39 protein-coding genes and 4 tRNA genes are annotated in these 20,904 nt (G+C 64.6%); 30 read left to right on the top strand and 13 right to left on the bottom strand.

All coding sequences use genetic code 11. The annotated features are described in order from the left end of the window. Nucleotides 1–113: 113 nt before the first annotated feature. From C7H75_RS05310 to C7H75_RS25920, 7 genes are all read right to left on the bottom strand, one after another. Nucleotides 114–187 (bottom strand) — tRNA-Asp (locus C7H75_RS05310). Between the two features lie 57 nt (nt 188–244). Beyond that, nucleotides 245–321, bottom strand: a tRNA-Phe gene (locus C7H75_RS05305). A gap of 54 nt (nt 322–375) precedes the next feature. Continuing rightward, nucleotides 376–449 (bottom strand) — tRNA-Asp (locus C7H75_RS05300). 49 nt (nt 450–498) lie between these two features. Then, nucleotides 499–571 (bottom strand) — tRNA-Glu (locus tag C7H75_RS05295). A 117-nt stretch (nt 572–688) separates the two neighbouring features. Continuing rightward, nucleotides 689–1,345 (bottom strand): TetR family transcriptional regulator, encoded by a 657-nt coding sequence (locus tag C7H75_RS05290; RefSeq protein ID WP_069856245.1) that lies wholly within the window; start codon nt 1,343–1,345, stop codon nt 689–691. Nucleotides 1,346–1,550: 205 nt separating this feature from the next. Next, a complete protein-coding gene (locus C7H75_RS05285) occupies nt 1,551–2,603 on the bottom strand; it encodes a magnesium transporter CorA family protein (protein ID WP_064059715.1) in 1,053 nt (350 codons plus the stop codon). Nucleotides 2,604–3,012: 409 nt separating this feature from the next. Next, the gene (locus tag C7H75_RS25920; protein ID WP_005515232.1) at nt 3,013–3,153 is read right to left on the bottom strand and encodes a hypothetical protein; all 141 of its coding nucleotides are present in this window, start codon (nt 3,151–3,153) and stop codon (nt 3,013–3,015) included. Between the two features lie 530 nt (nt 3,154–3,683). On the opposite strand from C7H75_RS25920, the gene C7H75_RS05280 reads away from it, so the two are divergent. Next, nucleotides 3,684–3,890, top strand: a complete 207-nt coding sequence (locus C7H75_RS05280; protein WP_273545440.1) for a tyrosine-type recombinase/integrase — start codon at nt 3,684–3,686, stop codon at nt 3,888–3,890. Between the two features lie 121 nt (nt 3,891–4,011). On the opposite strand, the gene C7H75_RS05275 is transcribed toward C7H75_RS05280, so the two are convergent. The 6 genes from C7H75_RS05275 to C7H75_RS05255 form a co-directional block, all read right to left on the bottom strand. Beyond that, nucleotides 4,012–4,491, bottom strand: a complete 480-nt coding sequence (locus C7H75_RS05275; RefSeq protein ID WP_081121496.1) for a hypothetical protein — start codon at nt 4,489–4,491, stop codon at nt 4,012–4,014. Between the two features lie 106 nt (nt 4,492–4,597). Continuing rightward, nucleotides 4,598–4,912 (bottom strand): histone-like nucleoid-structuring protein Lsr2, encoded by a 315-nt coding sequence (locus C7H75_RS05270; protein ID WP_159025976.1) that lies wholly within the window; start codon nt 4,910–4,912, stop codon nt 4,598–4,600. A gap of 190 nt (nt 4,913–5,102) precedes the next feature. Beyond that, nucleotides 5,103–5,237, bottom strand: a complete 135-nt coding sequence (locus C7H75_RS26310; RefSeq protein WP_255221270.1) for a hypothetical protein — start codon at nt 5,235–5,237, stop codon at nt 5,103–5,105. A 543-nt stretch (nt 5,238–5,780) separates the two neighbouring features. Then, nucleotides 5,781–6,269, bottom strand: a complete 489-nt coding sequence (locus C7H75_RS05265; RefSeq protein WP_084848009.1) for a hypothetical protein — start codon at nt 6,267–6,269, stop codon at nt 5,781–5,783. Nucleotides 6,270–7,622: 1,353 nt separating this feature from the next. Beyond that, the gene (locus C7H75_RS05260; RefSeq protein ID WP_106851039.1) at nt 7,623–8,768 is read right to left on the bottom strand and encodes a tyrosine-type recombinase/integrase; all 1,146 of its coding nucleotides are present in this window, start codon (nt 8,766–8,768) and stop codon (nt 7,623–7,625) included. A gap of 161 nt (nt 8,769–8,929) precedes the next feature. Next, nucleotides 8,930–9,187, bottom strand: a complete 258-nt coding sequence (locus C7H75_RS05255; RefSeq protein ID WP_005515234.1) for a helix-turn-helix domain-containing protein — start codon at nt 9,185–9,187, stop codon at nt 8,930–8,932. Between the two features lie 128 nt (nt 9,188–9,315). Here C7H75_RS05255 and C7H75_RS05250 point away from each other — a divergent pair, with 128 nt between their 5' ends. The 29 genes from C7H75_RS05250 (at nt 9,316) to C7H75_RS05140 (ending at nt 20,862) form a co-directional block, all read left to right on the top strand. Then, complete coding sequence (locus tag C7H75_RS05250) at nt 9,316–9,543, top strand: helix-turn-helix domain-containing protein (protein ID WP_005515235.1); 228 nt, start codon at nt 9,316–9,318, stop codon at nt 9,541–9,543. Beyond that, entirely contained in the window at nt 9,540–9,752 is a 213-nt protein-coding gene (locus tag C7H75_RS05245) for a helix-turn-helix domain-containing protein (RefSeq protein WP_081205188.1), read from the top strand. Before C7H75_RS05250 ends, C7H75_RS05245 begins: the two co-directional genes overlap by 4 nt. Before the next feature lie 305 nt (nt 9,753–10,057). Further along, nucleotides 10,058–10,831 (top strand): phage antirepressor, encoded by a 774-nt coding sequence (locus C7H75_RS05240; RefSeq protein ID WP_233281859.1) that lies wholly within the window; start codon nt 10,058–10,060, stop codon nt 10,829–10,831. A 5-nt stretch (nt 10,832–10,836) separates the two neighbouring features. Further along, entirely contained in the window at nt 10,837–11,061 is a 225-nt protein-coding gene (locus tag C7H75_RS05235; RefSeq protein ID WP_106851037.1) for a hypothetical protein, read from the top strand. A gap of 144 nt (nt 11,062–11,205) precedes the next feature. Then, the gene (locus C7H75_RS26305) at nt 11,206–11,331 is read left to right on the top strand and encodes a hypothetical protein (RefSeq protein WP_262510140.1); all 126 of its coding nucleotides are present in this window, start codon (nt 11,206–11,208) and stop codon (nt 11,329–11,331) included. Further along, the gene (locus C7H75_RS05230; RefSeq protein WP_106851036.1) at nt 11,328–11,600 is read left to right on the top strand and encodes a hypothetical protein; all 273 of its coding nucleotides are present in this window, start codon (nt 11,328–11,330) and stop codon (nt 11,598–11,600) included. The genes C7H75_RS26305 and C7H75_RS05230 overlap by 4 nt, the downstream gene beginning before the upstream one ends. Next, nucleotides 11,597–11,797 (top strand): hypothetical protein, encoded by a 201-nt coding sequence (locus C7H75_RS05225; protein ID WP_106851035.1) that lies wholly within the window; start codon nt 11,597–11,599, stop codon nt 11,795–11,797. Before C7H75_RS05230 ends, C7H75_RS05225 begins: the two co-directional genes overlap by 4 nt. Next, nucleotides 11,794–11,928 carry a hypothetical protein gene (locus C7H75_RS26300; RefSeq protein ID WP_262510139.1) on the top strand — a complete coding sequence of 45 codons (135 nt, stop codon included), beginning with the start codon at nt 11,794–11,796 and terminating at the stop codon, nt 11,926–11,928. The genes C7H75_RS05225 and C7H75_RS26300 overlap by 4 nt, the downstream gene beginning before the upstream one ends. Continuing rightward, entirely contained in the window at nt 11,925–12,128 is a 204-nt protein-coding gene (locus C7H75_RS05220; RefSeq protein WP_106851034.1) for a hypothetical protein, read from the top strand. The genes C7H75_RS26300 and C7H75_RS05220 overlap by 4 nt, the downstream gene beginning before the upstream one ends. Beyond that, nucleotides 12,128–12,289, top strand: a complete 162-nt coding sequence (locus C7H75_RS25915) for a hypothetical protein (RefSeq protein ID WP_175272071.1) — start codon at nt 12,128–12,130, stop codon at nt 12,287–12,289. The genes C7H75_RS05220 and C7H75_RS25915 overlap by 1 nt, the downstream gene beginning before the upstream one ends. Continuing rightward, nucleotides 12,286–12,468 carry a hypothetical protein gene (locus C7H75_RS05215; RefSeq protein ID WP_106851033.1) on the top strand — a complete coding sequence of 61 codons (183 nt, stop codon included), beginning with the start codon at nt 12,286–12,288 and terminating at the stop codon, nt 12,466–12,468. Before C7H75_RS25915 ends, C7H75_RS05215 begins: the two co-directional genes overlap by 4 nt. Further along, on the top strand, nt 12,465–12,788 hold the full coding sequence (locus C7H75_RS05210; RefSeq protein WP_084978734.1) for a glutaredoxin family protein: 324 nt from the start codon (nt 12,465–12,467) through the stop codon (nt 12,786–12,788). The genes C7H75_RS05215 and C7H75_RS05210 overlap by 4 nt, the downstream gene beginning before the upstream one ends. Further along, nucleotides 12,785–13,612, top strand: coding sequence for a YqaJ viral recombinase family protein (locus C7H75_RS05205; protein ID WP_106851032.1), 828 nt, complete (start codon nt 12,785–12,787; stop codon nt 13,610–13,612). The genes C7H75_RS05210 and C7H75_RS05205 overlap by 4 nt, the downstream gene beginning before the upstream one ends. A 2-nt stretch (nt 13,613–13,614) precedes the next feature. Continuing rightward, nucleotides 13,615–14,193, top strand: a complete 579-nt coding sequence (locus C7H75_RS05200; RefSeq protein WP_175280017.1) for a hypothetical protein — start codon at nt 13,615–13,617, stop codon at nt 14,191–14,193. Next, nucleotides 14,190–14,936 carry a response regulator transcription factor gene (locus tag C7H75_RS05195; protein ID WP_106851031.1) on the top strand — a complete coding sequence of 249 codons (747 nt, stop codon included), beginning with the start codon at nt 14,190–14,192 and terminating at the stop codon, nt 14,934–14,936. Before C7H75_RS05200 ends, C7H75_RS05195 begins: the two co-directional genes overlap by 4 nt. A gap of 121 nt (nt 14,937–15,057) precedes the next feature. Beyond that, complete coding sequence (locus C7H75_RS25910) at nt 15,058–15,201, top strand: hypothetical protein (RefSeq protein WP_175280016.1); 144 nt, start codon at nt 15,058–15,060, stop codon at nt 15,199–15,201. Continuing rightward, a complete protein-coding gene (locus tag C7H75_RS05190; protein ID WP_106851030.1) occupies nt 15,198–15,977 on the top strand; it encodes a hypothetical protein in 780 nt (259 codons plus the stop codon). Before C7H75_RS25910 ends, C7H75_RS05190 begins: the two co-directional genes overlap by 4 nt. Next, nucleotides 15,974–16,864 (top strand): adenine nucleotide alpha hydrolase family protein, encoded by an 891-nt coding sequence (locus C7H75_RS05185; RefSeq protein ID WP_106851029.1) that lies wholly within the window; start codon nt 15,974–15,976, stop codon nt 16,862–16,864. Before C7H75_RS05190 ends, C7H75_RS05185 begins: the two co-directional genes overlap by 4 nt. Nucleotides 16,865–16,915: 51 nt before the next feature. Continuing rightward, complete coding sequence (locus C7H75_RS05180; RefSeq protein WP_106851028.1) at nt 16,916–17,266, top strand: hypothetical protein; 351 nt, start codon at nt 16,916–16,918, stop codon at nt 17,264–17,266. Then, complete coding sequence (locus C7H75_RS05175; RefSeq protein WP_106851027.1) at nt 17,266–17,622, top strand: hypothetical protein; 357 nt, start codon at nt 17,266–17,268, stop codon at nt 17,620–17,622. Before C7H75_RS05180 ends, C7H75_RS05175 begins: the two co-directional genes overlap by 1 nt. A 228-nt stretch (nt 17,623–17,850) precedes the next feature. Beyond that, nucleotides 17,851–18,294 (top strand): hypothetical protein, encoded by a 444-nt coding sequence (locus C7H75_RS05170; protein ID WP_106851026.1) that lies wholly within the window; start codon nt 17,851–17,853, stop codon nt 18,292–18,294. Between the two features lie 8 nt (nt 18,295–18,302). Then, nucleotides 18,303–18,446 carry a hypothetical protein gene (locus C7H75_RS25665; RefSeq protein ID WP_159025975.1) on the top strand — a complete coding sequence of 48 codons (144 nt, stop codon included), beginning with the start codon at nt 18,303–18,305 and terminating at the stop codon, nt 18,444–18,446. Then, nucleotides 18,443–18,733 carry a hypothetical protein gene (locus C7H75_RS05165; protein ID WP_106851025.1) on the top strand — a complete coding sequence of 97 codons (291 nt, stop codon included), beginning with the start codon at nt 18,443–18,445 and terminating at the stop codon, nt 18,731–18,733. The genes C7H75_RS25665 and C7H75_RS05165 overlap by 4 nt, the downstream gene beginning before the upstream one ends. Before the next feature lie 144 nt (nt 18,734–18,877). Further along, nucleotides 18,878–19,033 carry a hypothetical protein gene (locus tag C7H75_RS25660; RefSeq protein ID WP_159025974.1) on the top strand — a complete coding sequence of 52 codons (156 nt, stop codon included), beginning with the start codon at nt 18,878–18,880 and terminating at the stop codon, nt 19,031–19,033. Beyond that, nucleotides 19,030–19,506 carry a hypothetical protein gene (locus C7H75_RS05160; protein ID WP_106851024.1) on the top strand — a complete coding sequence of 159 codons (477 nt, stop codon included), beginning with the start codon at nt 19,030–19,032 and terminating at the stop codon, nt 19,504–19,506. The genes C7H75_RS25660 and C7H75_RS05160 overlap by 4 nt, the downstream gene beginning before the upstream one ends. Beyond that, nucleotides 19,503–19,751 carry a hypothetical protein gene (locus C7H75_RS05155; RefSeq protein WP_159025973.1) on the top strand — a complete coding sequence of 83 codons (249 nt, stop codon included), beginning with the start codon at nt 19,503–19,505 and terminating at the stop codon, nt 19,749–19,751. Before C7H75_RS05160 ends, C7H75_RS05155 begins: the two co-directional genes overlap by 4 nt. Further along, on the top strand, nt 19,748–19,975 hold the full coding sequence (locus tag C7H75_RS05150) for a hypothetical protein (RefSeq protein WP_106851022.1): 228 nt from the start codon (nt 19,748–19,750) through the stop codon (nt 19,973–19,975). Before C7H75_RS05155 ends, C7H75_RS05150 begins: the two co-directional genes overlap by 4 nt. Continuing rightward, the gene (locus C7H75_RS05145) at nt 19,968–20,546 is read left to right on the top strand and encodes a hypothetical protein (RefSeq protein WP_106851021.1); all 579 of its coding nucleotides are present in this window, start codon (nt 19,968–19,970) and stop codon (nt 20,544–20,546) included. The genes C7H75_RS05150 and C7H75_RS05145 overlap by 8 nt, the downstream gene beginning before the upstream one ends. A 91-nt stretch (nt 20,547–20,637) precedes the next feature. Continuing rightward, entirely contained in the window at nt 20,638–20,862 is a 225-nt protein-coding gene (locus C7H75_RS05140; protein WP_016046388.1) for a helix-turn-helix domain-containing protein, read from the top strand. The last annotated feature ends 42 nt before the right edge of the window (nt 20,863–20,904 follow it).

Genomic DNA, 20,904 nt, shown 5'->3' with positions numbered 1-20,904 from the left:
CCGTCGGGGACGAGACGGGCCCGGAAAGCACGAAGTCCCTGGCACCCGAAGGTGACCAGGGACTGGATCGCACTGCATTGTCGACAACACTGGATTGTCGCCAATTCAGAAAGCGACCCTGACGGGACTCGAACCCGCGACCTCCGCCGTGACAGGGCGGCGCGCTAACCAACTGCGCCACAGGGCCTTGCTGTGCTCCTCGCGGAGCGGTACTGCATTTTCACCGAAGTCCGAGGACCTCACGTGGTGGCCAGAGCCGGGATCGAACCGGCGACCTTCCGCTTTTCAGGCGGACGCTCGTACCAACTGAGCTACCTGGCCGTACGGCACCCGAACCGAATGCCTATCGCGCTCCATCGTTTCCGATGGAACAAGCGACCCTGACGGGACTCGAACCCGCGACCTCCGCCGTGACAGGGCGGCGCGCTAACCAACTGCGCCACAGGGCCTTGCTGTTACTGCTATTCAACTGTACTTCCCCAGCTGATGGGTGAAGCGTACCCCCTACGGGATTCGAACCCGCGCTACCGCCTTGAAAGGGCGGCGTCCTAGGCCGCTAGACGAAGGGGGCCCGCCGGATTGCTCCGACCAGTACCTCCAACGGCGTTCCGTTGGGAGCTTGGATAGCTTAGGGCACCGATTTCGCAATCCACAAATCGCCTGATCAAACCGCGCAAACGCCAGGTTGTCACGCCTCCGTGGACACGGGGACCTCGGCCGGCCACCCGTTGGCCCGCCAGTTCGCGAGCCACTCGTCCGACGCCATCCCCGCCAGCACCACCTCGAGCGATTCCTCGAAGCGGGCACGCAGGTCCACCTCGCTCGAGGTCAGATCCGACATGTAGCGCTGCCCGGCGAGGCTGGCCGCGAGCACGCGGGTGAACTTGTCGGTGTCGACCCCGTCCCGGACCAACCCCTCACGCTGCGCCCGTGCGATCAGGTCGCGAGCCGAGGACCCCCACACCCGTGCGCCACCGTTCTGCACGTCCGCATAGAACTCCGGCTCGATGATCAATCGGAACTCGGCCCGCACGATGGGGTCCGTCAGGAACATCTGCGCCACCTGGTCGATGAGCCCGTGCAGGATCTCGAATGGATCGAGGTCGGTGCGGGACGTCCACCGATCGGTGGTCTCCTTGAATTTCTCGAGCGCGGCAGCGAGAACCGCGCGCCCGAGCTCCTCCTTCGATTCGAAGTGGAAGTACATCGCACCCTTGGTCGCGTTGGATCCTTCCAGGATCGCGTTGACCGAAGCTGCCGCGTAACCGCGCTTCCCGAACTCGACTGCAGCCGCTTCCACGATCGCAGCGCGGGTCCGCCGCGCACGTTCCTGTTGACGTGCCATGCGCTACTCGCCTCCGAAAGCCGTAACGCTCGCCGGCCTGCCGACGAGCTGCCACCCGCCCGAAAACCAGACTAGTCCGCTTGTCGGTGGGGCCGAAACCGTAAACCCTGAACAGGCGGTTTGCGCTCTTCGTCCATAAACACACCAAGTGGTATCCTTTTTCCGGCTCGGGTGTGCCGCAGGGGGTGCGCACCCGAGCCTTCAACTACAGCCATCCCCGGCGTTTGAAGCTCGCCCACAGTCCGGTGGCCAAACCCAGCAGGAGCACCGTGCTGAGCCAGAAGCCCAGCGGCTCGGAGTAGCCGGGAAACGGAATGTTCTGGCCGAAGTAGCCGGTCACCCCGGTGGGAATCGCGATGATCGCCGCCCACGCGGTGAGCTTCTTCATGATCTCGTTCAGCGCGTTGCCCTGCATCGCCAGACTCGTCGAGAGAATCGACTCGATCGTGTCCCGCAACCCGTCGATCCGCTCCGTCGCCCGCAGCGCGTGGTCGTAGACGTCCTGGTAGTACGGCACGATCTCGGCAGACGACGCATGTACGCCGGCGCGCAACAACGCACTCAGCGCCTGGTTCATCGGCAACACGACCCGCGACATCGCCACCACGTCCTTGCGCAGCGAGAAGCTCTGCAGCTGGATCGACCTGACGGACTCCGACCCGTCCAGCAACTCGTCCTCGACTGCCTGGATCCGTTCGTCGACGTCGTCCAACGCGTCGAAGTAGCCGTCGACCAACTGGTCGAGCAGCGCGTGGACGAGGAATCCGACGCCGTGCTCACTGAGCGAACCCAAGTCGTCCCAGGCGTCGAGCAGGGGGTCCACGGGAAACCCGTCGTCGGAGCGGATCGTGATCAGCGCGCGGGCGAGGATGAACGCCGCGACCCGCGTCGAGCCCAGTTCGCCGGAATCCGGATCGACACGGAGCGCGCGGGCATGCAACAGACTGTGATCGCGATAGCGCACCAGGCGGGGTCGCTGACTACCCGACGCGGCGTTCTCGAGAGCGAGGGGATGCAGTTCGATCTCGCCGCCGACCAACGGCGCCAGCGCAACCAGATCCGCCAGGGTCGGCGCCGAGAGATCCACCCAAATCACGGTGTCCGAGTCGGCACGGTGGACCGCAACCTCCTCCAGCGGTATGTCGGACGCGATCAGTACGCCGCCCCGATACACCCGGCTTCGGTGCTTGCAGGTCACCTGCAGATCCTGCGTCACTCCCGCGATCTCGCGCGCCGCCTCGTCCGTCGTCTCGTCCACACCTTCGATCCTCGCCCACGTCGACGTCGAGCGCGCGCCCCCTCATCACCGAACGTTCTCTCCGGATACCGTTCACACGTTTGTTCAGTGCCCCACGGTTCATTCCGGGCGAACGAACCTTCACGAGAAAAATTGAATGGAAACTGTTTACCCTCTCGCTCGCGCCGGGGAGCGTCTTCGGTTCCGAATCGTGATCGGGTGGCCCGACCACATGTGCGGGCGGCCCGCTCGCATTTTCCGTGCCCGATTTCCCGTTGCGCCGCAGGCCTGTGAACGGGTGGCAACTCATGCGAACGATCCGTGCGAAACCCACTCGAGCAGGTTCGCACGGATCGTTTCCGCCCCTCGGCGGTCAGCACGTTTCGATCCGTCCAGACTGCGGAATCGCATTGCGCTGGAAGAGTTCCCCCTACACCGGCGGAGTCGCCGTGCTGCCACCGAAGGTGCTGCCGCTGATGTTGCTGCCACTGTTCGCAGACCCGAACGTCACGTCGGAACTGAAGGCATTTCCATTGAACAGATTGAAGATCAGGTCGAAGATGCTGCCCATTCGAGCCTCCTGAATTGGAATTCCGTGAATGATGACGACGTCACAGTAACAGTGGAACAGACCTGCCGTTGTGTTCTTCAATAACGGATCGATAAATGCACCAACCGCCACTCGCGAACTCAGGAATCAACTGTTTCAACAATACCTGCAAAATGGACTTTCTCACCATTGCGGATATACGTCCGGATCCCCTCCTCGCCACGAGCACGAAGGGGTGCGACGGCGGCTCGCGGCGGGGAGTCGAGCGAGCCCCACACTGGAGGAAACGCGTCAGCGGCCCGCTCCGAAGTTAAACGGGCCGCTGAACGGCGGCGGAGTGAACCGCCTGCACGTGCCCCCAGTAGGGCTCGAACCACGACCACCCCTCCGACCGGAGCGGCAGGAACGCCGGCGGGAAGCACCCGATTCCTCGGGATAGCCGCCAACGTCCCTAACGATGCCGGCGCGCGGGTGGTGGTTCCCAGCGAATGCGACCCGCCCCGGCGAACACATCCAATTCGAAGTCGGTCAGCCAAATCATAGGGAAGGCGATGCGGCGAGCCGGGATTCAACGCACAGCCCACGGCCTACGGCACTGGTACGGCACGACGCTCCTCGACGACGGAGCCGACCTCCGCGTCGTCCAGGAACTGCTGCGCCACGCGTCGCTGTCGACGACGCAGATCTACACGAAGGTTCCCGACGGCCGGCGGAGGACTGCGGTCGAGGCACTGGATCCGTGGAGGGCAATCGCGTAGTCCTACTGATGCCCCACCGAGGACCTGCTCCCGCCTGATGCCCCACCGAGGACCTGCTCCCGCGCCCGATCACCCGGAATCGGTGTGATCATCGCGCCGTTTGGGGTTCCTTTGTGTTCCGTCAGCCCTGACCTGCTTGAACGCGCGCCACGGTATACGACTTCTCATCACGGGTGAGCAGCGCGCTGATTCTGCCGAACTGGTCAATCAGGTGGGGGTCAGCGAGGGGGCGATTGTCGAACGCTGCGGATGAGACGTCGAGCCCGGCGACTTCGAGCAACGTGAGCGCCATCGCCGCGATTGGCTCGCTGGCCCCGCTCTTTCGAAAGCGGTACCAGCACGTTAGTCCGCACATTGCAGCGAGGAGGACGTCGGCGGTCTCCTCGTCTCGGTGGATGTGCGCTGTTTCCCATGCGGCGATCCAATCGCCGAGAGTGTCGATCTCGACGCGTACTGGGTCAGCGCAGGCCAGACAGAGTGCGCGGCTGGCGGCGGGAAGAAGTTCGGTCTCGGCCGCGTCGGTCAGGCCGTCCAATTGTGTCAGGCAGCGAACTGCATGAACCGCCAGGTTCCGGCGTTGTTCGACGGAGGCGTTGTCCACCAACCGACGGATGACGCGTTCGACGTCACTGTGTCGCAATCGTCGTCGGCTACCTGGAAGATACGTGCTCGACGGTACGAGGTGGAACACGTGGGACCGCATGCTGTCAGTCGGAATGTGCGACTGCGTAGTGCTCGAGAACGGTCCGGGGGAGGCGCGATTTTCGGGGCAGTGGGTAGCCCTTCTCGTGCGCCCATCGGCGTACGACGGGCACACCGCTTTCGGGCACCAGCTCCGTTGCCCACCGCTTGTGGCCGCCGACGCGGCGGGCACGGCGGATGTAGCCGGCGAGAACATCACGCAGCTCTTTCGCGTTCTCGTCCCGTAAGTCGATGGAGTAGGCCTCCCCGTCCACGGAGAACTCGATCGTTTCTCCCCCAGCTTCGATCTTCCGTCCATCGAGATCGTCGATCGTTTCCACCAAGATTCTGCACACCGCAGCTACCCCCCTGTTGCTGAATGCTGTTGGGGCCGACACGGATACCGTGTCGGCCCCAACATCGGGTCCGTCAGTGTGCCGTCGCCGCCCGGTCCGGCCGACTCGAAGTCGTCACCGCATGCGGGGGACAACTCGTCATCGGGCGTGGGGCCTCGTTCCTCGGTGGCGCCGGTCAGGCTCCGCCGCTAGCTGAGTTCAGGCTCGACCAACCGGCACCTTCCATAGACGCGGTGAGCAAACCGACCATGGTGACGTTGCCGAGTCCGAGCAGCATATCCAAGAAGCCGTCGAAGTAATCGCTGGACATTCAGTGTCTCCTTACGACAAATCCTTGAGGAAATTGAATAAAAGCTGGCTGGACCCGACACCAGTGGGGGTGTCGTTCCCGAACCAGGACCCGGCTCCGACGATGAGCAGGTCCATGAAGAAGTCTTGCAGCGACATCACACGTTCACCCTTCTGTTGATTTCTGCACTCACACGTTCACGCCCAGAGACAGCGACACGGCTCGACCGATCAAGGCCGAGTACAGCGTCGGAATCATCTGGGTGACGGTCTGCCCCAGCGAGGCGGTGGCTTCGGCGATGGAAAGCAACGTATTACTCCGTTCCGGTCGAGGACGAGTCCATGGACATCGCGTTCAGTCCGTCCAGGGAGCCTCCGAGAATCGGGGCGAGTCCTGTGACGAATGTTCGCAGGGCAGTGAAGAAATCAACGGACATGCGGTAACCATTCTCTTGATCTTGCGGGTGGACGATTCTCCGTCGAATCGGCGGGTCCGCAACGTGTGCGACGGGCCCGCCGGTTCGACAAGGATCTGCCACCACCAGGTGGTGACGCCGGGGTGTGTCTAGCGGACGATGTGGAACTGGTCTGCCGACTGCGTGATGAACGGGACGATGGACGTGTACAGGTGGTCGAAGAAGTCGGACTCGTAGATTCCGGCGGTTTCCCACTGGTTCGCCGGCGTGGTGCCGCTACCCGGCGTCTCGAGCTTGACGTAACCGCCGCTGGTCACAGTGGAGACGAGAGCTGAGGTGCCCTGGATGCAGTAGCGGCCGTTGGCGTCGGTGGTGGTGCTGTAGTCGGTGACCTTGGTGCCGCCCGAGTTGTACAGCGTGCCCTTGACCGTCGCTCCGGAGACGCCGGTCGCCGCGCTCGGCGGTGCCGCGTTGGCCACCCAGGAACCGCCCGTGTAGACGGTGCCACACATCTGGTAGTTCGCCGTGGGAACCGCGTTCAACGCGGGGGCGGCATTGGCAACGCCAGTGCCGAGGAACGCCATTGCTGCTGCACCCGCGATCGCACCTGCGGCCGACAGCTTTGTCTTCACCTGCATGCTCGCCCTTCGTTCGGGTTGATGGCCCTCGTGGAGAAAGCTGTTGCATCACATCGCTGCCGGGCCCGATACAGCATCGTGATGCGGATCACGCTAGATCACGAGAAATGAAACTTGTGGCAAATTCGTAAATCTACCGGGCAGTAGGTTTTCCGAATTCATACAGGGTCGAGTTAAGTGCGCTCGTGCTATCAAACGCTCGACAGGCAGCCGCACGGAGTCTCAGTCGAAACACTCAAGACCACCTGCACGAATGCGAACTTTCGGAAGCGGGAAAACCGCAGCGCACTCGATTCTTTACTTTTGTACTGCAGTGCAAAGATGAAGAATGGAGCGAGTCGCGATACGAGGACTCGGAGAGCTGCACCCTTGGTTGATGTCGTGGCTGCTGTTTCGAGTCGATGCGATGGCGCGCTCGACGGCTCGACGATCCTGGCGAAGTCCTCCTACCGCACGTTGCCGGTGACCCTCTGCAGCCTACGCAGTGACCGACGCTCAGTACCGTCGTGTGAACCCGCCGGATGGCATCGAACGCGGACTCATCGTCGTCGAACAGGGAGTCCGCTCGTCGCACACCACCAGCAGTAGTCGACGCGGTAGTGATATCCGCCGCCGAGTCACCCTCGTCTCCTACGGTGTGATCGCCAGATTCACCAACCGAAGCAGATGTCATGACCTGGAGCGTCTATCGCGGACGCGGGCAGTTGCTCGCATTCGTGCTCGCATTCGTGAACGAGACAGGCCCGGCCCGGGATGTCGAAATGAGACTGCAGGGCGTCGCAGTCGGCGGTAGGTCTGGAAGCCGCGATTGGACGGCGAAGCGTCCGCTCATGGAGCAGGGTGACGCCGTCACTTCGGCCACCCCTGATGGCGATCGACTCGAGCAGACTGTGGATCGCCTACCACCATGACCGCCCGAGGCAACAGAGTGACCGCTACCGAGAGAATGTTGACGTGAGCCCTCCGTCACCTCCTCGGCGATCAAGAACGAAAACTCTGCACCATCGACAACGAGCCAGCTTTCGGCGTGGTCGACGAGGATTTCGTCCAGGGAGGGAGACGGACCGGACGAAGCCACGGGACGTTGTTGCCATCGCGAAGCGTGTCGAACTTCTCACCCGCATCCCGGCCGGATGATCCTCGGCATACAAGAAACCCCCGCCGGACCCAAGGGGCCAGACGGGGGTCGAGCGGTGCCCCCAGTAGGGCTCGAACCTACGACCTGCGGATTAAAAGAGCGATCTCGGTATCCGAGTCAGAGTGAGTGAGCGTGCGTAAATCGCACCTCTACCAGCAAACTCTCGCCAACTTCCTCGCCCTCACTGCAGTCTCTGCGAGTGTCTGAATGTGCCCCTAGTTGGCACGTTTCTTGGCACGGCCGGCGGGCGGGTCACCGAGTGCCGCCCGAACCGCATCCCACTGCGTGGGCGCCAGGTGCGCGTAGCGCTCCGTCGTCTTCACGGACTCGTGCCCCAGAAGGTTCTTCAGTTCGTAGATCGAGACGCCGTCCTGCACCAGCCATGAGGCGTAGGTGTGCCTGAGATCGTGGATACGTGCGGGGGCGATGGGCTCCTGGCCACGCTTCGTGCGGACGACACTAGCGAGTGCGAACGCGTCGTTCCATCGTGACCGTAGATGCTTCTCCCCCAGCGGCCCGTGGCCGCGGCGGGCCGGCAGCACCAGCCCGGACCGCGCGCGCACCTCTCGGTGGTACTCGACGTCCGGCGGCGATCCGGGACCTCGACCGCGCAGCTCCTTCTCGAGCAACTCCGCGAGGGAGCGGGATATCGGGACCGTCCGTTGCTGCCACGACTTCGGGGGCTTCATGGATCCGCCGACCGGATCCCATGACCGCGCGACGTGAATCGTTCGGCGCGACAGGTCGACGGATTCCCAGTGCAATCCGAGAGCCTCCCCGAGACGCAGCCCCGTTCCGACGAGCAGCTCGACAACGAGCCGATCGGCGTCGTCGAGTACCCCGGCCAGGTCAGCGACTTCATCGCGAGTGAGGTATCGATCGACGTTCTTGCCGCCCTTCGGGAGCTTCACCCCCTTGGCCGGGTTCGACGGGATCATGCGCGCGAACTCGGCAGCGCGGAGCGATGACGAGAGCAGGTGGAAGCACTTCTGAACCGATGATGCGGACAGTCCTGCGTCCTCGAGTTCGCGGAGCCACACCTGGATTCCGTGCCCCGTGATCTTGTTCAGCTTGACGTCGCCCCACTTCGGGTCCACATGCTTTGCGAGTCGGCCACGATCGCGTCCTGCGGTGCCAGCTGCGACTCGCCTGCCGGCTTCCCAGTGCGGCTTCCACTCGCCCCATGTCATCCGGGCCGCCTCGGCACTCGTGGGCTCGATGCGCTCGGAGTCCTCGGCGGCCTGCGCCTTGCCGAGTGCCATCTTCTGGTTGGGCCAGCTGCCGGCGGATCGGTGACGGCCGGCGCTGTCGACGTAGCGCGCCTGCCACTTGCCGGATGGGAGTTGTCTCACCGATGCCACGTCGTCCCCCTGTCTACTACGGCGCGTCGTTTGCTAGATGCTGGCGGTTGGTCTGGTTTCCCTTTATCATTCGAATACTTGTTCGAACGGGGAGGATCTACATGGCAGTACCGGACATTGACGAAGTCGTCACCGAGGCGAACACGCTCCGCGTCCGCGCGTCAGCTCTCCTCGGCGCCCTGCGCCGACTGGGCTGCGTCGAGCAGCACGCCGGGGTCGACGTCCAGGACCTTACAGATCGCGAATAGCTGAACGACGTCGACAGTCCTCTTCCCCGACTCGAGACGAACGATCGTTGTGTGCGAGATTCCGGACTGGTCCGCCAGCTCGTTCTGTGTAATACCCCGGCGCGCACGTGCGGCGCGTATCTCATTGCCGATGGCGTTACGAATGGCATCGCGGGTCGTATCCGTGTCCATGCGTTACAACATATGTCCATATGGACACAAGGGCAATCCCTTTGGGCGAACCTACGTCCCGTTCGGGCAAACGATACGCTTGTGATTTACCCTTGCAATTTGCCCGTTTGGGCAATAGAGTTGTCCGTATGGACAAGCTCAGCACCCGGATAGCGGAAGCAGTCCAAGCCGCTATCGATCAGGCCGGGGAGAACCTCCACTCGGTCGCGGTCAAGACCGGGATCCCAAGGACCACTCTAGGACACCGACTCAAGGCCACTCGACCTTTCGACGTCGACCAACTCGCCCTCATCGCCAACGCGCTCAATCGAGAAGTCAGCGAGTTCCTGCCGGAACGGGACGTGGGTTCGAAATGACCAGCGGCAGCCCGTGGATGACGGTCAAGGAGGCAGGCGAGTACATGCGCCGCCACCCGCAGACCGTCCTGCACCTTCTCCACACCGAACAGCTCGTCGGATTCCAGGCCGCCGGACGAAACGGCTCCTGGCGCATTCATCGCGACGATATCGACGAGTACATGCGAAACCCTAAGGCGCGCAAGCGTCGACGTCTGCGCACAGCGTAGACACTCCCCTGGCCTGATCTAGGCCGCTCCCGCATCACATCTTCACCCCACGCTCCCACGTGGGTCGCCCTTTCACACCTTCATAGCGTGATGTTTCGCCTGGTGAGCGCGTCAGCTCATACACCTGCCTCTGGTTTCAAGGTGCCGAACCCGTCGTATTCCATGCGGCGGAGACAACTCTGACGACCGATGCCACCAGGCCATTCCCGCCCCCTCGTTCGTGGGGCGGATGAAACGAGAAGGCCGCCAGCAGGTACCAGCTGCCGGCGGCCGATGTCCAACCAAACACCCAGAAGGAGGTAGACGTGTCAGATGCTACTGCACAACTCGTCCCCTTCCAGTACGAGAACGAGCGCGTACGTGTGCTCGACATCGACGGCGAACCCTGGTTCGTCCTGACCGATCTGTGTCGAGTCCTCGGACTCGGCACACCCTCCCGCGTCCGAGATCGCCTGGCGGAGGGGGTGAGTCAGACTCACACCCTTCAGACCTCGGGTGGTCCGCAGCAGATGATCCTCGTGTCGGAGCCCGGCATGTACGAGGTCGTGATCCGCTCGGACAAGCCGGAGGCCGCGCGCTTCCGGCGGTGGATCACCGCAGAGGTGCTGCCGACCATCCGCCGCACCGGCGCCTACGGGACGCCGGCACTCACCGGCCCCGAGCTGATGGCTCGCGCGCTCGTCGAAGCCAAGCAGGTCCTCGCAGCGAAGGACGCGACGATCGCGGAGCTCGCACCGAAGGCCGCGTACGTCAACGAGTTCGTCGCCGACGAAGACCTGATCCAGTTCCGTACTCTCGCGAACCAGCTGCAGATCGGCGAAGCCGCGCTCCGCGAAACCCTCATCGAGCACCGCTGGATCTACCGGGTCACCGGTAGCCGCTGGTCGAACTCGAAGGGCCGCAAGGAGACGATCCACCAGTACCGGGCGTTCGCTGAGAAGAAGTCGTACTTCCGGCTGCGGCCGCTGCACAAGGCGCCGCGTGTGAACGGCGAGGTGCAGCAGACGCTGCTGCTGACCCCGGCCGGCGCCGAGGCTGTCGCCCGGAATCTGGCCCGCTGGAACGAGGAGGCGGCATGAGTTGCATGGATGAGACTGCCGCCCGGCGACTGCGAGCTGCGGAAGAGATTCTCGCCGCGGACCGTGCGTGTGCGCGGCCACCCGAGCCGTCTGGTCCGCAGGTGCTTCCGATCAGCCCGGAGGCTATCGCAATCCTCGGTGCTCCGGTTGGTGCACTGCCGGCGCTGCTGATTCTGTCCCACGCCGAGGCGCGCGCCCTGGCCGCCGACATCATCGCGGCGACCACCTAGTCCACCGGTGGTGGCGGGCCCCGACTGGGGTTCCTGTTCGCGGTCCAGATGGCCGCACCCGCCTGCCACCACCGGCCCCACTTCTTTCGACGCGAAACCCCTGGATGGGTTGCTGCGCAGATGACTACACCCTGTGGAGGGTTCATGACGATCCAAGAGCTGTACGCCCGTATGGGCGTCGACTATCCGCCGACCGGCCGCGGCTGCCACCGCGACGGCATCCCCGTCTCGGTGTTCCAGGCGTTCCTCCTCGCCGAGGTGATGGCATGAGCGACATCGAGATCACGACTACTCCACGCGGATTCCATCGGTACGGAACCCCCGTCGCGACCACGTACGGGCACACCGTCGACGTCTACGAGTCCTCGGCGGCAAGCGGTCCGCACGTATGGCTGGCAGTCGAGTCGGGTGAGACAACTTCACCCGGTCATGTGCATCTCAACGAGGAGCAGGCGCGCGCCGTCGTCGCCCGGCTCCAGGCCTGGCTCGATGAGATCCCGGCGCGCTGGGGCGTTGCCCCTGACGGCGGTGGCGCATGACCGACACCGACCACAGCAACTTCTGGCCGGATCACATTGCAGCGCAGCAGCACGACGACGACGACGACCGGATCCTCGACACGGCCGACGAGTTTCGGTGTGACTGCCGGCGTCACGCGTGGACGACGCTCCTCGTCTGGTGCTGCGTGATCGGTGTGGTCGCGATGTTCGCCGCAATCGGCTGGGGTGCGCCATGACCGATCCGATCGAGCGCATCCGCTACGACGACCCCAACGCGCCGAAGTTGTTCGATCCGCTCGCCGACCCGGCTGACGCATGGGACCGGGCCCGCGACAACCGGATCGCTGACCAACTGGAGGGCCGATGATCCCCCCGTCTTGGTGGTACTGCCACCGACATCTGATGTGGCGTGAAGCCCCGTGCACCCCGGTGTGTTCCGGCCCGGACCACCGCACCGTCCGCGAGAAGCGACTCGCTGCCGAGCGCCGGCGCATCGAAGACCTTCAAGCCGAGTGGGAAGCGGACCCGTACCACCAGCTTGCCAACGCGATCGTCGGGAGGCAGTGATGCCACCGACACCAGCCGGGTTCAGCCCGTGGCAGCAGGTCGGCTCGCACGAGTACGCGCGGGCCCGACGGGACGGGCTGCCCACCTACCGGACCGAGTTCACGCACGACGACCGGTTCGAAACCGCCTTCTTCATCGCGCACTACAGGAGCCGACCGTGATCGAAATCCGCGACGGGCACACCAGTTTGGTGGCCCGCCCCACCCTCAAATTCCCTACGAACCAGCGCGCTGTCCTCCTGCTGATCGAGCAGGACGAGGTGCAGCTCGGTTTCCAGCTCACTCGCGATCAGTGGCACCAGATCGGCGAGATGATGGACGACCCCAAGGACGACGAATGACTGTTACCGATTTCCCGAACCAGCCTGTCGCGGTCACCGTCTACGGCAAACCGGGCTGCCAGGGCTGCAAGCTCACCGTCCGGCACCTCGACAAGCAGGGCACCCCGCACACGTATCGGGACGTCACCACTGACCCGGACGCGGCCGCGGCAGTCGCTGCACTCGGCTACAAGGCCCTCCCTGTCGTCACGGCCGGCGACATGCATTGGACCGGCTACAGCCCCGACCGGCTCAACACCCTCGGCCGGATCCACACATTCGCACCGGATCTCACGTCCCGCGACGAGCTGGCCGCCGACTACCTCGAGGAGACAGCATGACCGGCCCGAAGCTGATCGAACTCCCAGACCTACTGCAAGGGACGGACGAGTGGCACGCCCAGCGCCGAGGGATCGTCACAGCGTCGGTCGTCGGCAACCTGATCACCACTCGGTCGCTGTCGGCGATCGACTACGCCTGCCCCGCCTGCGACGCACCCGCGAACGATCCGTGCCGCAGCAAGATGAAGGCCGGCGCCACGATCAAGACGCTGCACCCCGAGCGCGCCGAGGCCGCACGTCGAGGCAGCTCGAGCATCGTGTTCGAGACCGCCAGGAACGACACAGCCCGCAGTGTCACAGCGAATCTCGTCGCGGAACGCATCACCAACTGGACCGACCCGACGTATGTCAGCGACGACATGCTCCGCGGAATCGAGGACGAACCCCGGGCCCGCGACATCTACAGCGAGCACTTCGCGCCCGTGCGGGAGATCGGGATGATGATCCGCGACGACAACGGCGTCCGGATCGGCTACTCGCCCGACGGCCTGGTCGGTGACGACGGACTGATCGAGATCAAGTCCCGTCGACAGAAGAAGCAGGTCGAGACCGTCATATCTGGTCACCCGCCGGCCGAGAACATGGCGCAACTGCAGTGCGGGCTGCTGGTGTCCGGTCGGAAGTGGATCGACTACATCAGCTATTCCGGCGGCATGCACCTGTGGGTGAAGCGCGTGTACCCGGATCAGCGGTGGTTCGACGCGATCACGGCCGCGGTTCACGCGTTCGAAGCGAATGCCGCCGAGATGATCCGCCTCTATGCGGAGTCGGTCGTCGGATTCCCCCTCACGGAACGAATCATCGAGATGGAAATGGTGGTCTGACGATGGATCTCACAGAATCGATTGCACCGAGGTCTGACCAGCTCAATGCGGAAGACCTTCTCAGCGGCCCTCGCACCGTCACGGTCGAGAAGGTCACGAAAGGCTCAGCTGAGCAGCCGGTGAACGTCCATCTCGTGGAGTTCCCCGGCCGGCCGTTCCGGCCTAGCAAGACGGTGCGGCGCATCTTGGTTGCCGCGTGGGGCGCGGACGCGTCGGGCTACGCGGGCCGGCGGATGACCCTGTTCCGCGACCCCGCTGTCAGGTTCGGCGGCCAGGACGTCGGCGGGATCCGCGTCAGCCACCTCTCCCACATCGACAAGCGCCTCCAGTTGGCGCTCACCGTGACCCGTGGGAAGCGTGCGCCGTACATCGTGGAGCCGATGCCCGCAGCGTCGCAGACGGATTCGAAGCCTGCGGTGAAAGCCGACGCGAGCTCGCTCCTTGCCGCCGTCGAAGAGGCCCCCGACGTCGATGCCCTCCGGAAGTTGTGGAAGCAGGCCGCAGCCCTCGCCGACGAAGACTGCACCACCGTGCGCGCCGTCATCGACGGCCGCCTCGCAGACCTGAAGGAACCACAGTGAGCACCCGCGCACACCCTCGATCGCAGATCGCTTGGGCGCCGAGCACGAAGCACTCGATCGCCCGCAAACGCAAGATGGCGGCGGCCGGCGTCGACACCCTCGTCGACGCCGGCCCGGTTCGGGCGCACGTCCTCGAACTCCTCGGCTTCGGCATGAACCCGCGGATGATCGCCTGGCAGGCCGGGGTGCCCGACACCACCGTCCGGTTCATCCGTGACGGCGTCCATCAGCAGACGCGGGTGTGGGTGGCTGAGCGGCTGACACGGGTGCAGCCACTGCCGCACCCGAATCAGCGGACCGTCCTCACGATCGGCGCATTGCGACGCACTCGCGCCTTGCAGGCCCTCGGCTGGAGCGCGCGAGACATCGGCGACCGGATCGGCATGGAGGCGACCGCGCTCACCGCCATGCAACGCCGCACGCGCATCGACTACCGGACGTGGGCCCGGATCCGTGACGTCTACGAAGCACTGTCGGCGACTCCTGGCCCGTCGAAGATTGCGCGCGCGTCTGCGGCCCGCAAGGGCTGGTTGAACCCGTTCGAGTGGGAGGGCTACGACATCGACGACCCGCGGGTGACACCACCCCGGTCCGCCCGCACCACCGCCGATCGCAGCGGTGCACGCGCGGACCGCGTCGAGCAGGTCGCCGATCTGACCGCCCAGGGCCTGTCCGCCGGCGCGATCGCCGACCAGCTCGGAGTGTCCGAACGCCAGATCCAACGTGATCGGAGTGCCGCATGACTCGCCGACTTTCCGATGCTGTCCTCGCCGTCGCTCTGACGGCGACCGGCGTCGCTGCCGCAATCGTCTTGGCCGCAGGCGATGTCGTCGCGGTCGCCGACCGAATAGTCAGGGGGATCCGATGACCGACACCTGTGAGCACTGCCATCTGCCCGTCTACGTGATGCCCCGCCGGCGCGTGGCACCGAAGCTCGTGCACCGCGGCACCCACCTCGCCGAGTGTGCCGACGGCGGGACCACTGCAACCCCAAGGAGTGAGGCATGAACGCCACGATCACACCCGAGCTGGCACACCGCGTACTCGACGCGCTCGAGCAGTCAGGGCACATCGGCCCGGATGGCAGCCTCTCCGCACTGTTCATCGTTCGCGATGCAGTGAAGGCCTGGGAGGCCGAGGCAGCCCGCGAGGTTGAGGTTCTCCAGCTTGCGAAGCGACTCGTCCAGGAAGAGTTCGGCGGATACAACCAGTGGCACGACCTGTCGACGAGTGAGCAAGAGCGGCGAATTCAGTACGTCAAGTTCATCCTCGCGTTCCTCGCGGCTGATGGGCGTCTACTCCCCGAAGGCGGGACGGGCGCGGCACAGGCGTGGGACGAGGGGTTCGAGGAGGGATTCGATTTCGCCGGGAATCAGAGTTTGCCCGGAGGCATTCCGAACGATCCGCCGCTCAACCCGTACGACACCCCGCCTGCTGTGCCCGTCCCGGACAGCGGGCGGTGCACGGGCGCCGGCGACTGCGATGCATCACCGCACGAGCATGGCTGCTTCGCCGACACGGGCGACTGCGACGATCCCAGCGACCACCCGGACAGTGGGCCGGATGGCACACCGGGGAAGCCCTGGCCGACATGGCAGGACGTGCCGGACGGTGTGCGCTACCAGGGATCGACCCGGTACGGCGATAAGAGCCCGGTGTTCGTGAATCGGGACGGCCAGCGGATCACCGAATGGCGTCCGGGCGTCGAGTTCGCAAACACCCACCCGGACTGGGCGGTCGAACGCTGGGCTCCGTTTGTGCGTGTGGACGGAGACAAGGCATGAGCGAACCAGCGATTCGAGTGTTGTCCCTCGGCGCCGGTGTGCAGTCGACTGTCCTCGCGCTCATGGCCTGTGACGGCACGCTGCCTGGCCTCAACGCAGCCATCTTCGCCGACACCGGCTGGGAGCCACCCGCTGTCTACGAGCAGGTCGACCGACTGCAAGCCGAGTTCGACCGCGCCGGCATCCCGCTGCACCGGGTGACGTCCGGGAACCTGCGGTCCGACTTCCTCGATCCGGATCGTCGATTCGTATCGGTGCCGTACTTCACTCGGAACGCAGACGGCAGCGACGGCATGGGCCGCCGGCAGTGCACCAGCGAGTACAAGCTCAAGCCGATCAAGAAGCAGGTTCGCGAGCTCCTCGGATACCCGCACCCGATCCGCGTGCCCCGCGGCGTGTACGCCGAGCAGTGGATCGGATTCTCCACGGACGAGGTGCACCGTGTCCGCGACCGTCTCGATGTGCAGTACGAGCGGCCCCGCTACCCGCTCCTCGAGCTGGGCATGGATCGGAAGGCGTGTGAACGCTGGCTCAAGGCCTCGGGCTGGGGCCACACCGCCAAGAGCGCGTGCATCGGCTGCCCATTCCACGGCAACCAGCAGTGGCGGATCATGCGCGACCAGCACCCCGAGCAGTGGGCGGACGCTTGCGATTTCGACGAACGCATCCGCAAGGGTGGTGCGTCGGCGAAGCCGCTCGACGGCGAGGCCTTCCTACATCGGTCACGTGTGCCGTTGTCGATCGCGCCGATCGGGCGCGTGACGTCACGGGAATGGGCCGACGCCCAGATGACGATCGACGACGAAATCAGCGAGTACGGCGACCCAGATGGTTGCTCGCCGTATGGGTGTCGCTCGGGCGAAGCGGCAGAGGCGACCGCCCCATGAGTGGGCGCTGGTGCCCAACAGAAGACGACGAAGAGGAAGGAGGACGCAGCGATGGGTCTGCCCTGGATTCGGCTGGACACAACTACATTCGACCACCCGAAGATGCTCTACCTCGCCGATGAGAAGCAGCACCGCGCGATCGTGGTGCACCTCTCAGGGATGACCTACACCGGCAAACATGGCCTCGACGGATTCATCCCTCGCGCCGCACTGAGAGTCATCGGCGGTCTGCCGAACGATGCGAAGAAGCTCGTCGAGGTCGGGCTCTGGCACCTCGCAGAAGGCGGCTGGAGCATCAACGGCTGGGACGAATACCAGGTGAGTGACGACGAAGCGAAGGCCCGAAGCGACAAGGCCCGCAAAGCCGCACAGAAGCGCTGGGCCAATGAGAAGGGGGCCTGATGGGCTACAAGAAGACCGCCCCGACGATCTACGTCGTCGCGTGGGCTGCGGACCGGATCGTGAAGGTCGGATACAGCGACCGGCAGAGGTGGCGCCCATTCGTCCTGAGGGGTGCCGAGGTCGTGGATCTCATCGAATTCGAGTCAGTTACCGACGCATTCGACTTCGAATCATGGGCGCATGGAGCGCTCCTGAGGCTATGTGAGCGGGCCTTTTCATCTGCCGCGGACGCCGCGAAATACCTCGGAAATGCAGGCGGTGGATGGAAGGAATGCTACGTGATTCCGGCCGGCATGGAGGTGGCAGATCTCCTGGCAGCGGCCGCGTCTGGAGAGGAGGCGAGCAATGCGCGGTAGCAATGCTCAAGCATGTGCTCGCAAGCAGAGGCTGGAGCAGATCCACGGACGGACGGACGGTACTAACGAAGAACTACTCACCCCTGATGCATGTTCTTCCGTAAGCAACGCGCGCAGGGGGGCAGGCGGATTCGACACACATCCGGGCCGACCTGAGAACGATCTCGCGGCCGCACACACGCCCCGAACTCCACTCCACACCGTTATCCACAGGGTGGGGGTGCCCGCATGAGCATCATCACCGCGGTCCTCGAACTTCCGTGGACGAGGCCACCTATGTCGATGAACGACCGAATGCATTGGGCGCAGAAAGCGAAACTCACCAAGCGAATCCGCGCCGAGGCTGGCATCTTGGCCTGCCGCAACCGCCTCCCCACCGGCCTCGACCACGTCACCGTCGCACTCGTATACCGGCCCCGCGACCGACGACGACGCGACACCGACAACCTCATGCCGGTCCTCAAAGCCCTCTGCGACGGACTCGTCGACTACGGCCTCGTCACCGACGACATCCCCGAGTTGATGACCAAGCACATGCCCCGCCTCGACGAGCCCCAGAAGGGCGCAGGAGCCGCTATGTGGCTCGAAGTGACATGGGAGGTGCCGGAAGCCGCGGACGAACGCCAGCATCCCGCACAGCCCGTCGTCACCGATACCACGACCGAGATCTAGGAGGCCCAATGAACGACTGCAAGCACTGCGGGAAGCCGATCTACGAGATGCCACACCCTGTCGCAGAGCACCACTGGGCGCACGCTCGCAACGGCTGGATTGTCTGCGAAGAGAATCCGGCCGCCGTGGCCGCCCCGAAGGAGACTCTGTGAGCACGCGAGATGAACTGGCCAACCTGATCGATGAAGTCGCCGAGTACGCACACCGAGAAGGCCGGATCTGCTCACCCTGCGAAGTCGCCGACGCGATCCTGGCTGCCGGCTACCACGGGCCTGTCAGGACCGAAAGGTGGGAGTACGCCGTCCGACGCGGCAGCATCGCCTATCCCAACGTCTTCAGCACCGCCGCCGAGGCCCTGGAGTGGGCCAAGGGATTAACCGCCCGCAGCACGGAAACCGGGATCGTCCACCGCCTCGTCGGCCCGTGGGAGGCGGCATGAAACAGCGAGTACTCCGGATGCCCGGTCGGCCATGACCGAACGCCACTACTGCAACGACTGCGGCCAACCCACCAGCGACGCCATCGCATACCGCGGCGCCTGGATTTGGTACTGCGACCGCCACCACCCACGAAGGGACCGACCATGATCCACGCCATCACCGGCCTCACCCTCATACAAGTCTCCGGATGGGCACTCATCGCCACCGGCCACCACCTCGCCGGAATCGCAATCCTCGCCACCACCGCAGCCGCCCTCATGACCATCGGACACATCAACGGCAGAAGGAAGAACCGATGACCGAGATCCCGTACGACGAAATGCGCCGCATCCTCGGGCTGCCCGACGTCCTGCCATCCGACTGGCCGTTCCCTGCCCGCGACCGCCTCTACAAGGGCCTCGCCCACGGCATCCCCTGGTGCATCTACAGCTCACCGCTCGGCTGCGCCCTCAACGGATACGCACGCATCCCCGACGGCGCCGCAATCAACGTCGACGAGCTCGACGTGCACGGCGGCATCACATGGGGATTCGGCATATGCGAAGGCGGATGGATCGGGTTCGACACCACACATGGAGGCGACTGGTGGGACCTCGACGAACTCCGCAGCCGCGTCGGAATGCACGTCTCGGCCGGCGGCGCCGAATACAACCGCTTCGAACGCGAGATGGCCGAGAAATGCCCGAGCCTGTCGCGACAGTGGACCGTCGACCAGCTCATCGCCGAATGCCGATCGCTCGCCGCGCAGATCTCAGAGAGGAGCCGAACATGACCACGGGGCCAGCCATGACCGTCGGAGAACTCATTACCAAACTCTCGACGCTTCCACCGTCCACCGTGATCGTGACCGACGACAACGAGCGATTCGACTTCGCAGAGATCTACGCCTACACGTTCCGGGGTCAGGTCGAGCGACACCAGGGCTGGATCTACGTTCGCGAGGACAACGGACGCGACAACGTCGAAACCGTCGCACTCATTAGCGCCTTCGGCCATGACGATATGGAGAAGCTGTGAAGACGCTTGGCCCCTACGACGTCGACGACGGCCGCTACCGGATCCACAAACACGCCCACCAGTCCTGGCGTACCGACTGCGGAAAGAGGCTCGTCGGACACGCATCCACATGGGAAGCCGCGCTGTACCTCGCAGAACACGACATGCGCGCCGTCCAGGACCGCATCCGCACCCTCACCTCGCGGCTCGGGTTCCATCGCACACGAGAGGACAACGGTGACTGAACACCGACTCCAACTCCACCTGTACTGGCTCACCCTCGACTGGCTCACACTCGCCACCACATTCCCCATGCCCGCCCGACGAACAACCGCCGGCCGCGCCGCACCCACCCGCGAATACGGACACCCCGCCGAATGGGCCTCCGACACAGCAGCCCTCATCGCCCACACACTCCACGGATGGCACGACGCCCTCGCCGAACACCTAGACGAAACCCCACCAACCGCCGCCACATCCGAAACCGCACGCGTCAAAGCCGCCTGGCACTACCTCAACCCCCGCACCGCAGCCCTCCTCGACTACGCAGGCCAAGACGCAGCCGACGAAATCCGCGAACTCCACAACAAAATCCGAACCACCCTCGGCCACACCCGACCCCGCTACGTACTACCCACCCCATGCATCACCTGCGGGCTCCGCACACTCACCCGCACCGCAGCCATGTCCGGACAAGCCGACTTCATACTCTGTGAAGCCTGCGGACACACCATCCGAGACACCGACTACCCACAGCTCATCCGCTCCGCACTCGACTCGATCATCGAACAAGTTGCGCCCGTTAACGTCTCGTGAGACACTAGACGCACTGACAGACGTGTATCCGCAGAAGCCCCGAGCCAAGACACCACCGGCGAGGGGCTTTCTGCTGTCCAGGAGGAAACACATGGCAGGAACCGCGGTCCTCGTACCCGAAGGCATCGACTCCCTCATCAACACCACCGAAGCCGCCACCCTCTGCGGCGTCAGCGCATCCACCATCCGCACATGGGCAGACCGCGGCACACTCACCGCAGCCGGCATCGACCCCCGCGGACGGAAGCTCTACAAGCTCATCGACGTCGCGAAAGCCGAACGCGCCACACGCGAGAAAGCCCGACGTGCCGCATAGACATACGGACCGCCAACACGGCGCCGTAGCCGACAACTGAAT

This window comes from Rhodococcus (subgen. Prescottella) equi (genome assembly GCF_003013675.1).
Classification (GTDB): domain Bacteria; phylum Actinomycetota; class Actinomycetes; order Mycobacteriales; family Mycobacteriaceae; genus Prescottella; species Prescottella equi.
This window is presented reverse-complemented; position numbering and strand designations above follow the sequence as displayed.